Origin of the sequence: Gordonia sp. ALPHA1B1 (genome assembly GCF_005502615.1) — a bacterium.
Taxonomy (GTDB): Bacteria; Actinomycetota; Actinomycetes; order Mycobacteriales; family Mycobacteriaceae; genus Gordonia; species Gordonia hongkongensis.
On the sequence record NZ_SCOC01000040.1, the window covers coordinates 1 to 15,297 of the forward strand.

General features: G+C 68.8%; 14 protein-coding genes and 1 pseudogene. 7 read left to right on the plus strand and 8 right to left on the minus strand.

The features are described from left to right. Window positions 1-90: 90 nt before the first annotated feature. The 6 genes and pseudogenes from FFS52_RS23785 to FFS52_RS19880 form a co-directional block, all read right to left on the minus strand. On the minus strand, window positions 91-510 hold the full coding sequence (locus FFS52_RS23785; RefSeq protein WP_212743647.1) for a helix-turn-helix domain-containing protein: 420 nt from the start codon (window positions 508-510) through the stop codon (window positions 91-93). Window positions 511-669: 159 nt separating this feature from the next. After that, window positions 670-1,008: pseudogene (locus tag FFS52_RS19860) on the minus strand (SDR family NAD(P)-dependent oxidoreductase); the annotation flags it as partial. A gap of 60 nt (window positions 1,009-1,068) precedes the next feature. Then, window positions 1,069-2,085 carry a phosphotransferase family protein gene (locus FFS52_RS19865; protein WP_137810698.1) on the minus strand — a complete coding sequence of 339 codons (1,017 nt, stop codon included), beginning with the start codon at window positions 2,083-2,085 and terminating at the stop codon, window positions 1,069-1,071. Further along, complete coding sequence (locus FFS52_RS19870) at window positions 2,082-3,314, minus strand: acyl-CoA dehydrogenase family protein (protein ID WP_137810699.1); 1,233 nt, start codon at window positions 3,312-3,314, stop codon at window positions 2,082-2,084. Before FFS52_RS19870 ends, FFS52_RS19865 begins: the two co-directional genes overlap by 4 nt. A 133-nt stretch (window positions 3,315-3,447) precedes the next feature. After that, window positions 3,448-4,095, minus strand: a complete 648-nt coding sequence (locus FFS52_RS19875; RefSeq protein ID WP_171011686.1) for a TetR/AcrR family transcriptional regulator — start codon at window positions 4,093-4,095, stop codon at window positions 3,448-3,450. A gap of 28 nt (window positions 4,096-4,123) precedes the next feature. After that, complete coding sequence (locus FFS52_RS19880; RefSeq protein ID WP_065630296.1) at window positions 4,124-4,825, minus strand: TetR/AcrR family transcriptional regulator; 702 nt, start codon at window positions 4,823-4,825, stop codon at window positions 4,124-4,126. Between the two features lie 86 nt (window positions 4,826-4,911). On the opposite strand from FFS52_RS19880, the gene FFS52_RS19885 reads away from it, so the two are divergent. Beyond that, window positions 4,912-5,865 (plus strand): oxygenase MpaB family protein, encoded by a 954-nt coding sequence (locus tag FFS52_RS19885; RefSeq protein WP_137810700.1) that lies wholly within the window; start codon window positions 4,912-4,914, stop codon window positions 5,863-5,865. Between the two features lie 81 nt (window positions 5,866-5,946). On the opposite strand, the gene FFS52_RS19890 is transcribed toward FFS52_RS19885, so the two are convergent. Then, window positions 5,947-7,227, minus strand: a complete 1,281-nt coding sequence (locus tag FFS52_RS19890) for an alpha-hydroxy-acid oxidizing protein (RefSeq protein WP_137810701.1) — start codon at window positions 7,225-7,227, stop codon at window positions 5,947-5,949. Window positions 7,228-7,286: 59 nt separating this feature from the next. Further along, window positions 7,287-7,580 carry a hypothetical protein gene (locus FFS52_RS19895; protein ID WP_171011687.1) on the minus strand — a complete coding sequence of 98 codons (294 nt, stop codon included), beginning with the start codon at window positions 7,578-7,580 and terminating at the stop codon, window positions 7,287-7,289. A 115-nt stretch (window positions 7,581-7,695) separates the two neighbouring features. On the opposite strand from FFS52_RS19895, the gene FFS52_RS19900 reads away from it, so the two are divergent. The 6 genes from FFS52_RS19900 to crtI all read left to right on the plus strand — a co-directional run bounded on the left by FFS52_RS19900 (window position 7,696) and on the right by crtI (window position 15,287). After that, the gene (locus FFS52_RS19900; protein WP_137810702.1) at window positions 7,696-9,723 is read left to right on the plus strand and encodes a glycosyltransferase family 39 protein; all 2,028 of its coding nucleotides are present in this window, start codon (window positions 7,696-7,698) and stop codon (window positions 9,721-9,723) included. A 217-nt stretch (window positions 9,724-9,940) separates the two neighbouring features. Continuing rightward, window positions 9,941-11,083, plus strand: coding sequence for a polyprenyl synthetase family protein (locus FFS52_RS19905; protein WP_137810703.1), 1,143 nt, complete (start codon window positions 9,941-9,943; stop codon window positions 11,081-11,083). Next, a complete protein-coding gene (locus tag FFS52_RS19910; RefSeq protein ID WP_137810704.1) occupies window positions 11,080-11,796 on the plus strand; it encodes a monooxygenase in 717 nt (238 codons plus the stop codon). Before FFS52_RS19905 ends, FFS52_RS19910 begins: the two co-directional genes overlap by 4 nt. Continuing rightward, window positions 11,793-12,674 carry a carotenoid biosynthesis protein gene (locus FFS52_RS19915; RefSeq protein ID WP_137810705.1) on the plus strand — a complete coding sequence of 294 codons (882 nt, stop codon included), beginning with the start codon at window positions 11,793-11,795 and terminating at the stop codon, window positions 12,672-12,674. The genes FFS52_RS19910 and FFS52_RS19915 overlap by 4 nt, the downstream gene beginning before the upstream one ends. Further along, the gene (locus FFS52_RS19920; protein WP_137810706.1) at window positions 12,661-13,794 is read left to right on the plus strand and encodes a glycosyltransferase; all 1,134 of its coding nucleotides are present in this window, start codon (window positions 12,661-12,663) and stop codon (window positions 13,792-13,794) included. Before FFS52_RS19915 ends, FFS52_RS19920 begins: the two co-directional genes overlap by 14 nt. Then, window positions 13,791-15,287 (plus strand): phytoene desaturase family protein, encoded by a 1,497-nt coding sequence (crtI, locus tag FFS52_RS19925; protein ID WP_137810707.1) that lies wholly within the window; start codon window positions 13,791-13,793, stop codon window positions 15,285-15,287. Before FFS52_RS19920 ends, crtI begins: the two co-directional genes overlap by 4 nt. The last annotated feature ends 10 nt before the right edge of the window (window positions 15,288-15,297 follow it).

The following is a 15,297-nucleotide window of genomic DNA, read 5'->3' on the forward strand; positions in this document are numbered from 1 at the left end:
CAACCCGACACCATATGTCTGGACCGCAACCTCCAGGTCGATCCTGGCCAAGGTCGCCCGCGCCCGCGCCGCACTCGAACAAGGAGTTAGCTAAAACCGAGACACACCACTAGCTAACCCGACATGGTCGTCGACCACGCGCTCGACGATACGAGACACCGTCCGCCAGGAAACCCGCAGATAGGCACTCACCGCGGTCATCGGGGCGTGCGCACACAGCCATGCGGCGGTGTCGTCGAACGCCCTGGTCATCTTCGCTTCCGGACGTGCCCACGGAACCAACTCAGTCTTCATACCATGGCGAGGACACTCCACGCGCTTGGCGGGCAACTCGAGGAAGCATCGCCAGCCACCCATGTCGAGATGTCGCCACCGTCGCGGTGCCGGCGGCTGATCGTATCCAGGGCAACGCTTCTTACACTGCGGGCACCGTGATCGTGCGTTCTTGTGCAGTTCCAATGTCACCACGATGACCTGCCCACGATCATCCTCATCGAACCTGACACCCACGACACGGGCACGCTCGATTCCCAGCAACTTCTGCAGTACTCTGACAGTGCGCAACGCCCACTCCCTTTGGTCTTGTTCTTCGCAAATCAAAACCTAAGTGAGACTGGGCGTTGCGTGCGTTAGGCTCGCGAGAAGGCACCCACTTTGACGTCAGAAGAGCCACAGCCGGTCGAATCGCTTCACCGGTAGGTCGGCGATCGCACCCTTCGAGCCCATCCCGGCGTTGACGATCAGCGCGTCGAACCGTCCGAATGCCTCCGCATGAGCCGTACCGAGCGCGCTGATGGCGTCGGCGTCGGTCATGTCGGCGGGGACGACCTCCACCCGCCCGGCGCCACGCTCGAGAAGCTCGGCCGCCTTCTTCTCCAACGCTTCTCGACCACGTGCACTGATGGTCAGGTCCCAGCCGTCGGCGGCGAACCGGTCGGCGATGGCCGCACCGATCCCCCTCGACGCCCCGGTCACCAGCGCAGAACGGTTGCTGCCCGATTCACCCATTGAACTACCCCCTTCGGCGCGCGCACCGCGCGACTGTGTTCTGTTGACGCCGTTGCTCGATCAGCTGATGTGGCGCAGACCGTCGGCGATGAACGCCGCCGTCGCCTCGCCCGCCTTCTCCGCGCCGTCGCCCGACGACGCCCCCGAAAGAGCGCGGTAGGTGATCCCCTCGGCGATCACGCCGAGCTTCAGGTTCGCCAACCCCAGGTAGAAGTCCCAGTCACCCAGGTCGACACCCGTTGCGGTCGAATACTTCTGAGCGATCTCGTCGACCGACGCATAACGGTCACTGGTCCAGGCCGCGGAGAAGCCGAGAACCTGGTCGAAGGCGCCGGTGCGGTAGACGCACATCAGCGCGACATCGGTGAGCGGATCTCCGAGGGTCGACATCTCCCAGTCGACGACGGCCGCGATCCGGGCCGGATCGTCGGCGTCGATGATCGTGTTGTCGACCCGGAAGTCACCGTGCACCACCGACTCTCGTGCCTGCTCCGGAACTCGCGCGGCGAGCGCGTCCACGAGACGCTCGACGTCGGGGAGTTCACGCGTCTTCACGTGCCCCCACTGCCGCGCCCACAGCTTCACCTGGCGGGCGGCGAAACCCGCGGGCCGACCGAACTCGCCGAGCCCGACCTCGCGATAGTCCACCGCGTGCAGGTCGGCGAGCGTCTGGACGAGGGCATCGAGATTGCGGGCGACGTCGTCGTCGGAATAGGCGCCGAGGTCTTCCGCGGTCCGGACGACGCGGCCGTCCACGAACTCCACCACGGTGCACGGCGCACCGATGACCGAGCCGTCGGCGTCGAAAGCGACGGTCCGCGCAACCGGGACCGACGTCGACTGCAGCGCACTGGTGACCGCCCATTCACGGCCCATGTCGTGAGCCGACGGCGTCAGTCCGCCGGTCGGCGGTCGGCGCGCCACCCACGTGGTCACGCCGTCGGTGACCGTGTAGGTGAGATTGGACTTGCCGCCACTGATGAGGTCGATGGTCAGCTCACCTGCGGGCTCGACCCCGTTGTCGATCAGCAACCGGCGCAGGCGATCCTGGTCGAGCGCTGCGTCCGTGGCGGTCATCGGGCACCCGCCGATGCCTTCGCCTCGAGTGCCTGCTGGGCCTTCTTCGCACGCCCGACGGCGCGACGGGCGATCGCCCACCGGTGGACCTCGGACGGGCCGTCGTAGATGCGGAACGGCCGGAGTTCCTGCGACAGGCGGGCCAGCGGGAGGTCGGCGGACACACCGAGCCCGCCACACATCTGGATGCTGCGATCGGCGATCCTCGAATACGCCTCGGCAGCAAAGGTCTTGGCGATCGATGTCTCGTCCGACGCGTGGTTGCCCAGATCGAGCTCGTGGCAGGCATTCAGCAGCAACGCGCGAGTCGCGGCGAGGTCGATCTCGTTGTCGGCGACGAGTTGTTGGATCATGCCCAGATCTCCGAGGCGGCCACCGAATCCCTCACGGCGCGAGACATAGTCGACGGCGACGTCCTGGCAGCGCTTCGCCGAGCCGAGCCAGCGCATCACGTGGGTCATCCGAGCCGGCCCGAGCCGGACCTGGGCGTAGCGATAACCCTCGTTCACCTCGCCGAGGATGTCCTCGTCGGGAACGAAGAGGTCGGTGAAGGTCACCTCGCAGTGACCGCCGATCATCGACCTGTCGATAGTGTTGATGTGGCGCCCGACGGTCAACCCGGGCGCATCGGCGGGCGCGAGGAACATGGTTGCGCCGCCGCGGTCACCGGGCGCGCCCGAGGTCCGCGCCATGATCATGAAGAAGCCCGCACCGTCGGCGCCGGTGATGAAGTGCTTGTCGCCGTTGATCTTCCAGCCGCCGTCCACACGGACGGCCTCCGTGCGCAGCGCGTTGGGATCCGAACCGGCGCCCGGAGCCGGTTCGGTCATCGCGAACGCCGAACGGACATCTCCAGCGGCCAGCGGGGCGAGGTACTTCTGCCGCTGATCCTCGCTCGCGATGTGCGCGAGCATGTGCACGTTGCCCTCGTCCGGCGCACCGATGTGCAGCGCGATCGGACCGAACGTCGAATACCCGGCCGCCTCGAACACCGGCGCGCGGTCACACATGTTGAGACCGAGTCCGCCGTACTCGACCGGGGCATGCGGGCCGAAGACCCCTGCCTCCTTGGCCTTGGCGTTCATCTCGCGACGGATGTCGTCACCACCGGCCGCCGTGATGTCACCGGCCGCCTCGTCTTCGATGGGCAGGACGTAGTCGCGGACGAAGGCCTCGGTCTTCGCGACGACGTCGAGCACGTCGTCGTCGTGCCGCAGGTCTATGGGCATGGTGACTCCTTAACGCATGAGCAGGGTGGGGATCCCCGAACACCGACCGATCGATCGCTCGGCGTTGCATACCTTGCCAGGCGATACCCGCCGGGTCAAGCGGCCCAGCAGACGGCGCCCTGCGCGACGGCCGTCAGGGTGTGCGATACCCGACCAGCGCGCGGGCCATCTGGAGATTGCGCGCGATGAGTTCGTCCGGACCCAGCAGACCGTCGAGCTTGAACCAGGTGGACACCCCGACGCACATGGTGGCCACGGCACGCGCCGCATCTTTCGGGTACTCGGTGGTGAACTCACCCGTTTCGACGCCGGCGAAGACGATCACGTCGACCATCCGCTGCTGGCGGTCCCGGTGTCCGATGTAGGTGGGCCGGTAGTTGTCGTCGAGGCTGCGGATCTCGGTGGAACCGACGAACGCCTGCTCGCGGCGATACATGTGGAACCGCAGAAGCGACTCGACGACGGCGTCGAACTGCCGGATCGGCTCGGGACCTGCCTCGACGATCGCGGCCTCCGAGCGTGCCAGGAGGTCGGTCATCGTGCGTTCGAGGAGCCCCTGCAGCAACGACTGCTTCGACGGGTAGTGGTGATAGAGCCCTGGCACCGACAAATTGGCCCGCGCGGCGATCTCCCGGACCGAGGTCCCGTGGTAGCCCTGTTCGGCGAACGCCGCCAGCGCCGCCGCCAACGGGACCGGCAGTTCGGGCTCGCCGTAATCCCGCCAGCCGCCCAGTGGCCGCGTCGCCGGACGGATGTCTGCTTCGCCGGTTCCGCCACTCATGCCATCAAACATATCCCGACATGCGGACCTACTCCGCATCGCCGGTGCGACGCGAGAGACTCTTCTCGAGCATCTCGGCGGGTGAGACGAGCAGCGCGATGCTCAGATCCACCACGTCGGCCTTGCCGAGTTCGACCTCACCCTCGAGCCACGCCGCGAGCAACCGGCTGAGTCCGCCGACCTGGTAGTGCGCAACGCCGACCGCTGCCGCCGGCCCGACGTGGACGTCGAGAATCGCCGACGTGCTCTGCAGGGTGAGGCCGGCGAACAGCGTCGTCGACTCCATCCGCTTGGCCGCGATCACCGGACTCAACAGCGCCTGCGAGAAGAGCAGCCTGCCTTTGCGGCGGTCCGCGTCGATGACGTCGACGATCGCCGACACCGCACCGGCGACCTTCGCACGCATGCTGGCCCCCTCGGAGAAGGCTGCCAGACTGGCTTGCGCGATCTCTTCGATGACCTCGTCGTACATGACGCCGACCAGCTGATCGACGGATTCGAAGCTCTCGTAGAAGTAGCGCGCCGTGAGGCCGGCCTGCCGACACACGCCGCGTACGGTCACCGCGCCCACGTCATCGGCGCCGAGCAGGTCCAACCCTGCATCGATGAGGGCTGATCGACGCCGCGCGACCCGGGTGTCGCCGCCCTCGCCGCCGTAGGCCCGAAGCGTGCCGGCCGCGTCCGGCGCCGCACCGGATCGGCTGTCCGGGGTCGATGGTGCTCGTCCCATGGTTCCTATCTTGACACCCCGGTAAGTTACGTGTGTCATACAACGGGAAACAGACGTTTCCAGAATTCGAGCAGGAGGGGTGTTCGATGGCAACGGAGCCTATCACCAGTGGAAGTTCGGCACTGTCAGCACAACCGGTGACGGATGTGACCGCCGAAGTGCAGGAGTTTTTCACCGCGGAGCGCCCCGACACCGAGTTCCTCCCCTCCTCCGCCCGTATGTCCCGGGCGGAGCTCGACGCGCTTCCCACCAGCGACCTCGATCCGCTCGGCATCGGCGTGATCGCCGGCGCCGCGAACGTGATCATGCAGCTCAGCCTCCCCGCAGTCGGTTACGGCGTGTACGAGAGCCGTGTCGACTCGGGAAACCTGTTCAAGCATCCGATGAAGCGTGGTCGTACCACGCTGAGTTACCTCGCCGTCGCCGGACTCGGTAGCGCCAAGGACAGAAAGGCCTACCGCAAGGCCATCGGCAAGGCCCATGCGCAGGTCCGTTCGGCCGCCGACAGCCCGGTGAAGTACAACGCCTTCGATCCGAAGCTGCAGTTGTGGGTCGCCGCGTGTCTGTACCGAGGCACCGAGGACGTCCATCGCATCTTCGGCGGGGTCACCGAGGTGACCGACGAGCGCTACCAGGCCGGCGCCGTTCTGGGCACGACGCTGCAGGTCCCCCGCGAGATGTGGCCCGCCACCCGCGAGGACTTCGAGACCTACTGGAACGACACGGTCGAGACGCTCGAGATCGACGACACCATCCGCGAGTACCTGATGTCGATCGCGCGCGCCGAGTTCCTCGGCCCGGTGATCTCGCGGCTCTTCGGCTGGCATTTCGAGATCATGGCCATCGGCTTCCTGCCGGAGAACTTCCGCCGCAAGATGCGCGTCCAGCTCTCGCCGTGGCAGGAGCTGTACTTCGACAAGCACAACGCGGTCCTGCGCGCGATCATCACGCGGGCCCCGCGGTGGGTGCGCGGCTTTCCGTTCAACGTCCTGCTCGCCGACGTCCGGTGGCGCATGCGCACCGGGCGGCCGCTGGTCTGACCCTTCGCGACGCACCCTCCGCAAGCTTCGGGCGCTGCTCAGGGAGCAGTGGGTCTCTCTCTCGAACAGACGCCAGACGGCCTACATCCGGCGCAGCGCCTCGCGGTCGAGGTCGGCGACGTCGGTGTGCCCGGACAGTCCGAGGGTGAGGTCGAGTTCGGCGATGATGTCGGCGACCGCGTCGCGGGCACCGTCGGCTCCCGCGAGCGCCAGGCCGTACATGTGCGGTCGTCCGATGCAGGCGGCGTCGGCCCCGAGTGCGAGCGCCTTGAACACGTCGGAACCGGTGTAGATCCCGGAGTCGATGAGGACCTTGATGCGACCGTCGACGACCGGCGCGATGGTGTCGAGAGCGTCGATCGTGCTGATCGCGCCGTCGACCTGCCGACCGCCGTGGTTGGAGACGATGATGCCGTCCACCCCGGCGTCCACGGCGCGACGCGCATCGTCGGGGTGCAGCACGCCCTTCAGCACGATCGGAAGAGCGGTGCGGGCGCGCAGGCCGGCAAGATCGTCCCAGTTCAGCGACGGTCGCGAGTAGATGTCGAGGAAGGTCTGCACCGCGGCGCGCGGCTGGGGCGACCGCAGGTTCTGCAGAAACCAGCCCGGGGCGTTGCGGGTGATGGAGAGGAGGGTGGCGATTGCGCCGAGGGAGATCTCCGGACGTTCGTCAGCAGCGCCACGTAGCCGTTCGGCGACGATGTCGACGAACCTGCGGTCGGACGTGTACTGGGCGATGCCCTCACCCTGCGCGAACGGCAGCGAACCCAGGTTCAGGTCCTGCGGCCGCCACCCGAGCATCGTCGTGTCCAGCGTGACGACGACGGCCTCGGCGCGGATGGCCGCCGCGCGCTCCAGGAGGCTGTCGACGAGGTCGTCGTCGGTGGACCAGTACAGCTGGAACCAGCGCGGCGCCCCGGCGCTCGTGTCGTCCATCGCGGCCGCGACGTCCTCCATCGAGACGCTCGCCTGATTCGACAAGATGTAGGGGACACCGAGTTCCGCGGCCGCACGCCCGATGAGGGCGTCGGCGTCGGGCGCGGCGAGCGAACCGGCGCCGACCGGCGCGAACAGCACCGGCGCCGTGATGCGGCGACCGAACAATTCGACCTCGAGGTTGCGCTGCGAGACATCCCGCAGGATGCGCGGCACGATCGCCCAGCGGTCGAGTGCCGCGCGGTTGGCGGCCATGGTGCGTCCCTCACCGGCACCACCGCCGATGTACGCCCACGCACGCGCCGACATCGCACGTCTCGCACGTCGCTCGAGCTCGGCGAAATCCGTTGGTACACGCGGCTTTCGCCGGTGCACCCCGGCGGTGTAGATGTCGTTCTGCCGTGCACGCCCATATCCCGCGGTCATGGGTGGTGATGGTAGTGCCGCCATCGGGGCGTCCGGCCGGTATTGCCGGGGCGCGCCGCTCAGCGTGTGGCGACGGCAGTGGCGCCCGCCGCGGCGACGGTCACGGCCGCGACCGACGGCCACGCGCCGATCTTCTTCGCCAGCGGGTGCGAGCCGCCGAACGCCGCCAGGTAACCGGCCAGCAGACCGCCCGCGACCGCGGGGCCCTTCGTCGACGCCCACCGGCGAGTGCACCAGGCGCCGGCTGCGCCGAGCACCACACCACCGAGTTCGCGTCGCCCGCTGTAGCGCGCGACCGCGAAACCACCGACGAGACCGACTGCCACCACGGGCACCGTTGCATCCACAGCCATGCGACTCAGGCTACGTCTGGGTTCCCGAAACCGTTCACAGCCACCTGCCAGCCGATCTCCAGGCTGACGGTGGCGGAGGCGTCGACTCTGGACAGGAATCATCTGAGGAGGACCCATGACCGCAGTACTGGACAAACCACCGGCGCCGTCGCCGTCCGATCCCGCCGCCCCGGCGCACCGACGACGCGTCGCCGCCCGGCCATGGTGGGGACGGCTCGGCCTCGTCGGACTCCTGGCCGTCACCGCGGTGCTCTACCTGTGGAACCTGTCCGCAAGCGGGTACGCCAACACCTTCTACGCCGCTGCGGCGCAGGCCGGATCACAGAGTTGGAAGGCCTGGTTCTTCGGTGCACTCGACGCATCGAACTTCATCACCGTCGACAAGCCGCCGGCCTCACTGTGGGTGAGCGGACTCAGCGTCCGCATCTTCGGGATGAACTCGTGGGCCGTTCTGGCGCCCCAGGCGCTGATGGGCGTGGCCGCGGTCGGGCTCCTCTACCCGACGATGCGTCGGACGATCCGCGACCCCCAACTGGGTGCCGCGGCCGGCCTGATCGCCGGCGCCGTGCTGGCCTTCACCCCGGCGGCCGCGTTGATGTTCCGTTTCAACAACCCGGACGCACTGCTGGTGTTGCTGATGGTCGCTGCGGCGTACGCGCTGACCCGGGCTGTCGCCACCAACTCGGGTCGGTGGCTCGCCCTGGTCGGCGTCGCCCTGGGATTCGCCTTTCTCACCAAGATGCTGCAGGGCCTGCTGATCCTGCCGTTCTTCGGGCTCGCCTACCTGCTGTTCGCGAAGACCGGGTGGCGCAAACGAATCGCCCACCTCATCGGTGCGACCGCCGCATTGCTTGTCTCCGCGTTGTGGTTCCCGGTGGTCACGATGCTCGTGCCGGAATCGGCACGTCCTTATATCGGTGGTTCGACGGACAACACGTTCATGGACCTCGTCTTCGGCTACAACGGCGTCGGCCGCATCAGTGGTGCCTCCGGCGGCGGCGGAGGAGGCGGAGGAGGCGGCGGTCAGGCCGGCGGGTCCTTCGGCGGGTCCACCGGGCTGGACCGACTCTTCGGTTCCGAGATGGGCAACGAGATCTCCTGGTTGCTTCCGACCGCACTCATCGCGCTGTTCTTCGCCGGCTACCTGGTGGTGCGCAGCTTCCCGGTCTTCCGCTTCGAACACCGTCTGGCACGCACGGAATCCGCAGCCGTGCTCTCGTGGGGCGGCTGGCTGCTGGTCACCGGCATGATCTTCTCCTTCATGAGCGGGACGATCCACCCGTACTACACGGTGGCACTGGCGCCGGCGATCGGCGCAGTCATCGGACTCGGCGGCGTGCTCGCTTGGCGTCGACGCAACCGCTGGGCGGCCAGGATCGCCCTGGCGGCGATGGTCGGTGCAGCCGCGGCGTGGTCGATTGTCCTGTTGAACCGCAACGACTTCGGCCCGACCTGGTGTCGTTGGCTGATCGGCGTGGTCGCCTCGATCTCGGTGGTGGCCCTCCTCATCGGTGCTGCACGCGGGTGGCGACGTGCGGTTGCCGCGGCACTCATCGCGGGTTCGCTCGCCGGATTCGGCGGGACGGCAGCGTTCTCGATCGCAACCGCGGCGACCCCCCACAACGGCTCGATCCCGACCGCGGTGTCGACCTCGATCGATGGCGGCGGAATGGGCGGCCCCGGCGGTGGCATGGGCAGTGGCCCCGGGGGTCGGGCGGACGGCGGACAGCCCGGTGCCCAGCCGGCCGGCGCCCGCCCGGGCCAACAGGGAAACCCGCCCACCGCCATGCAGGGCGGCAGCGGAATGACGGGCGGCCCGGGTGGCGACACCGCGTCGAACGCCGAACTCGTTGCCGCGCTGAGGGCAACCACGACAACGTGGGCGGCCGCGACCAACGGGTCGCAATCCGCCGCCGAGATCGAGATCGCCACCGGCACCTCTGTCATGGCGATCGGTGGATGGAGCGGGGATCCGGCCCCCACGCTCGAGCAGTTCATCGCCTACGTCGAGGACGGCAAGATCGCCTATTACCTCGGCAACGACGGCGGCGGTCCGGGCGGCAACTCGGAGATCGCCGAGTGGGTCGCCGCCAACTACACGGCCACAACCATCGGCGGAACGACGGTCTACCAGCTCTTCTGACGTCTCGACACGGTCCTGCCCGTTCCCGACCTTCGGGGGCGGGCAGGACACATGGGCAACCGATCGACGGTGGTTCAGCGTTTCCTGTGCGGCAAACCCCAGGCGCGACGCCGCGGCGTGGCCGACGCCCACATGTCGCCGTCACCCATCCGCTCGCGATCGCGGCTCCGAAGACGGGGTAACCGACCGCTCCCCCGGACTTTCGAAGGGTTCCGTCATGACACCGACCGCCGAGATGACCGACTCTTCGGCCCCGCCTGCACAGTCGGCATCCCCGGCTCCCGATCTGCACCCGATCAGCGCCTCGACGACGGATCTCGAACTCGTCGAAGAGGTGCTGGCGGCGCACTTTCGCCGCCACGCCACCACCTTGCAGCAGGTCGGCGGGGAATTGACGCCGGCGATCGACGTCCTCTCGGCGCGGATCGGCGGAGGTAAACGCCTGCGCGCGTCGTTCTGCCTCTGGGGCGCCCGAGGCGCCGCCGGGGGCCGGAGCGTCGCGGGCATCGTCGAGATGGCGGCCGCCATCGAACTGTTCCATCTCGCCGCCCTCGTGCACGACGACGTGATGGACGACAGCGACGTCCGGCGCGGCCTGCCCACCGTGCATCGGCACTTCGCCGACGATCATCTGCGCGCGCGACGCCGTGGGGACGCCGAGCGCCATGGCACCGCCGTCGCGATCCTGGTCGGCGACATGTGCCTGTCCTGGTCCGACGACCTCGCCGCTGCCGCGGTGGACGACGTGTCCGAGGACACCCGACGCGCGGTCCGCGACACCTGGTCGCTGATGCGCGACGAGGCCTACGCGGGCCAGTACCTGGACATGCTGAGTCAGACCGAGGACACCACCGACGCCGATCGCACGGCTCGCGTACTGCGCTACAAGAGTGCGCGGTACACGATCGGTCAGCCGCTGCGGCTGGGCGGCACGCTCGCGGGTGCCCCGTCGGCGCTTCTCGAGGCATACGATCGGATCGGCATCACCGCCGGCGAGGCCTTCCAGCTGCGCGACGACATCCTGGGCGTCTTCGGCGACGAGAAGGTCACCGGCAAACCCGCCATCGACGACCTACGGGAAGGCAAGCGCACGATGCTCATCGCGGCGGCGGAGGAATCGGCGGGACGGATGGAGCGCCGCGTGCTCGCCGACGGTCTCGGCAATCCGGACCTCGACGCCGACGGTGCCGCGCGGATGCGTGAGGTGCTGTACTCCACCGGCGCCGTCGAACGAGTGGAACAGCGTATCGCCGACCTGCACGCGGAAGCGCTCGGCATCGTCGACGCCGCTCCGATGGACCCGGCGAGCCGGCACGCACTGACCGCCCTCATCGAACGTTGCGTGTGGCGGCGCGCATGACCGCTCCCGCCGGCCCGACGGTCGAACTCCGCGTCTGGGGTGTCGACCGTGTGCTACCGGCGCTCGGCCGGATGTCGTCGGGTCGACGGATGCTGCGCCGTACCCCCGGTCTGCGTTTCGCCAAACTGCTGGGCACGGGCACCGCACGCACTTTCACCCTCGAGAGCGCCGACCTGAGACACTGGGCCGCGCTGACGGTCTGGCATGACGCCGACGCCGCTTCGGCTGCAAGCGATTCCGTCGTGTTCCGTCGATGGCGAGAGTCCAGCACGGAGGAACTCCGGATCACCATGCGACCACTCCGGTCAAAGGGCCGTTGGTCGCGCGTCGACCCGTTCGAGACGGTGCGATCGTCGATCGACCACGACGCGTCCGGACCGGATTGGACGGGCCCGGTCGCCGCGTTGACCCGGGCACGCCTCCGGCCCACGAAGATGGCATCGTTCTGGCGTGCCGTCCCGCCGGTGGCGACGGAACTCGCCGGGGCACAGGGCAATCGATTGGCCCTCGGCGTCGGCGAACTCCCGCTCGGGGTGCAGGGCACGTTCTCGATCTGGGAATCGGCGCAGGACCTCACCGGCTTCGCCTACCGCTCCCCCGCACATCTGTCGGCGGTTCGGCGGACCGCACCGTCGCGCTGGTATGCCGAGGAACTGTTCGCCCGTTTCGCCGTCACCGAGGTCGTCGGCACATATGAGGGGAGACCGGCGTGAGTCTCCTGGACGGCTCCACTTCGCACCGATCGGGCCAATCGTCGCGAACGCGGCGAACCGACGGCACCGCGCCCTGGAACCGCGGGCTGGTCACCCTGGCGTGGATCCTGCTGGCCGCGACGATCGGCGTCCAGATCGCGTTTCCGCTGACCGGTGGCGGCACCCTGCCGCTGACCGTCGCGAGCGTGCTGCTCCTGGCGTCGGCGTCGCTCGTCCACGTCGCGGCAACCCGCGGCGCCGCCGCCGCGGTCGCCCTCGCGGTGGTGGCCGGCGGTGGCGGACTGATCGCCGAATCCGTCGGTGTGAGCACCGGGTTTCCGTTCGGCACATACGAGTACACCGACGGGCTCGGACTGAAGGTCCTCGGCGTGCCGGTCCTGGTCCCGCTGGCCTGGATCATGATGTCGTGGCCCGCGCTGGTCGTGACCCGACGACTCGTCCGTGCGATGGGGATCGCCGGACGGTGGGTTCGGCCCGCCACCGCCGTCCTCGGTGCGTATGCACTCACGGCGTGGGATGTGTTCCTCGACCCGCAGATGGTCGACCAGGGCAACTGGGTGTGGCGGCACCCGACGCCGTCGCTGCCCGGGGTCGCCGACATCCCGCTGACGAATTTCGCGGGCTGGCTGCTGGTCTCGTTTCTCATCGTCGGCGTGCTCGACCTCCTCATCCGCCGCGACGATCCCTACGCGACCGGGTCTTCCGGGATGGACGCCGTGCCCATCACCGCGTACCTGTGGACCTACTTTTCCTCGGTGATGGCGCACGCGGTGTTCTTCGGCCGTCCGTCCGTCGCCCTCACGGGCGGTCTCCTCATGGGTGTCATCGCCATCCCGCTGCTCGTCGTCGAGATCAGGGGTCGCCGTGCGGGTGTCTGACCTGCTGCGGCCGCTGGTCGCGACGGGAACCGCTATGTCGCTGGCGTCGCTGGCCCTGACCCTCGACAACGCCCGCCGGGTCCGTCGGCCCGGTCTCGCCGACATCCCGGCGCCGGAACCACTGTCGGTTCTCATCCCGATGCGCGACGAGGCGCACAACGCCGAACGCTGCCTACTGGCCGTCCTCGAGGCGGCGGATCGCTGGCCAGGACCGGCCCGGATCCACGTGCTCGACGACGGCTCGGCGGATGGAACCGACGCCGTGCTCGCCCGCCTGGCCTCGATGGACGACCGGGTTCGTGTCCACCCCGGCTCGGCGCCTCCTCCCGGGTGGCTCGGAAAGACCTGGGCCTGCGCCCAACTCGCGGAGAAGGCGTTCCCCGGCGGGGTCCACGTCTTCCTCGACGCGGACGTCGTGGTCGAGCCCCACGCGTTCACCTCATCGTTCGCCTTGCTCCGCAACGCCGGACTCGATCTGGTGAGCCCGTACCCCCGGCAGGTCGCGGTCGGCGCGGGCGAGCGACTGGTGCAACCGCTGCTGCAGTGGTCCTGGCTGAGCACCCTGCCCCTCGGTCTCGCCGAGCGCTCACCGCGCGAATCCCTCACCGCCGCAAACGGTCAGTTCCTGGTCGTCGATGCCGCGATGTATCGTCGTGCCGGCGGTCACGAGGCGGTGCACGACGTGGTCCTCGAGGACATCGCCCTGTTGCGCGCCGTCAAGGCGGCCGGCGGTCGCGGCGTCGTGGCCGAGGGAAGCGACGTCGCCACCTGCCGTATGTACCGCGGCTGGGACGAGGTCCGCGCGGGTTACCGCAAGTCGCTGTGGTCGGCCTTCGGGTCGCCGGGCGGGACGCTGGGCGTCACCGGTCTGCTGTGCCTGATGTACGTACTCCCCGCGGCAGCAGCGCTGTTCGGCTCCCGGACGGGTCTCGTCGGATACCTGGCCGGGGTGGCCTCACGGGTGGTGTCCGCACGCTGCACCGGCGGACGCGGATGGCCGGACGCCTTCGCCCATCCGCTCTCCGTCCTCGTCTTCACCGGTCTCGCAGTCGATTCGACGCTGGCCCGACAGCGCGGCGACCTGCAATGGAAGGGACGCCCCATCGAGGTCCGTCGATGACACGGGTCCTGGTGATCGGCGCGGGCGTCGGCGGACTCTCCGTCGCGATGCGCCTCGCCGCGACCGGCCACGACGTCACCGTTCTCGAGCAATTCGACGACGTCGGCGGCAAACTCGGGGTCATCGAGCACGACGGGTTCGTGTTCGACACCGGGCCGTCGCTCGTCACGATGCCGCACGTCTTCGAAGAACTCTTCGACGCCACCGGATCGTCGATCCACGACCATCTGACCCTCGAACGACTCCCCGTCGCCGCGCGCTACCGCTTCCCGGACGGCACCGAACTGGACATGCCGGGAACGCTCGACGACATCCCCGCCGCCCTCGACGCCGCACTGGGGAATGGGCGAGGCGCCCAGTGGTCATCGTTTCTGGAACGCGCACAACGTGTCTGGGACGTCACGCACGAGCCTTTCCTGGAATCACCGATGAGCATCCGCACGATGGTCGGCGGGATCGCCACGCCGTCGGACGTGCGGACCGTCGCGCCGTGGCGCACGCTGCGCGGACTCGGCGAGAGTTACCTCGACGACCCGCGCCTGCGGATGCTGCTGGACCGCTACGCGACCTACACCGGTTCCGACCCACGCCGCGCGCCGGCAGCACTCGCGTCTGTGCCGTGGTCCGAGCAGGCGTTCGGATCATGGTACGTACGAGGCGGATTGGGCCGCATCGCCACCGCGATGCACGACCGTCTCGTCGAACTCGGCGGGCGGGTCGAACTCGGCGTCGAAGTCGACCGGATCTCGGTGGACCACACCGGCCGGGCCGATGGCGTGGTGCTCACCGACGGAAGCCGACGCCGGGCCGATCTGGTCGTCGCGAACGCCGACGCCCAGCAGGTCTACGACCGCCTCGTACCGCGTCGCGCCGCCCGCCGGCCCGCGGCGCTGCTGCGACGGACGACGCCGTCGCTGTCCGGATTCGTGCTCCTCCTCGCCCTCGACGATCCGCCCGCTGCGCCGCACCACCAGGTGCTGTTCGCCGAGGACTACGCCGAGGAGTTCGACGCGGTCTTCGGATTCCGCGGCCCACCACGTCCGGTCGCGCGACCGACCGTGTACATCTCGGCCCCCACCGATTCCGAGATCGTGCCCGCCCCGGGAACCGGGGCGTGGTTCGTGCTGGTGAACGCACCCCGCCACGACCCCGAGCACGGCGTCGACTGGGACGCCAACGGGTTGGCGGACTCCTACGCCGACCGGGTCCTCGACGTCATGGCCGACCGTGGGCTCGATGTGACCGGACGGGTCCGTCACCGTCTCATCGTCTCGCCCGCCGACCTCGAACGCCGGACCAGGACGCCAGGTGGCTCGATATACGGATCGTCGTCGAACGGACCCCGCTCGGCGTTCCTCCGGCCGTCGAACACCTCACCGGTACCGGGCCTCTACCTCGTCGGCGGGTCGTCGCATCCCGGCGGCGGTCTGCCGCTTGTCGTCATGTCGGCGAAGATCGTGGCGGAGCTGATCGGTCCGGCCGTGAGTCACTGACCGATAGGCC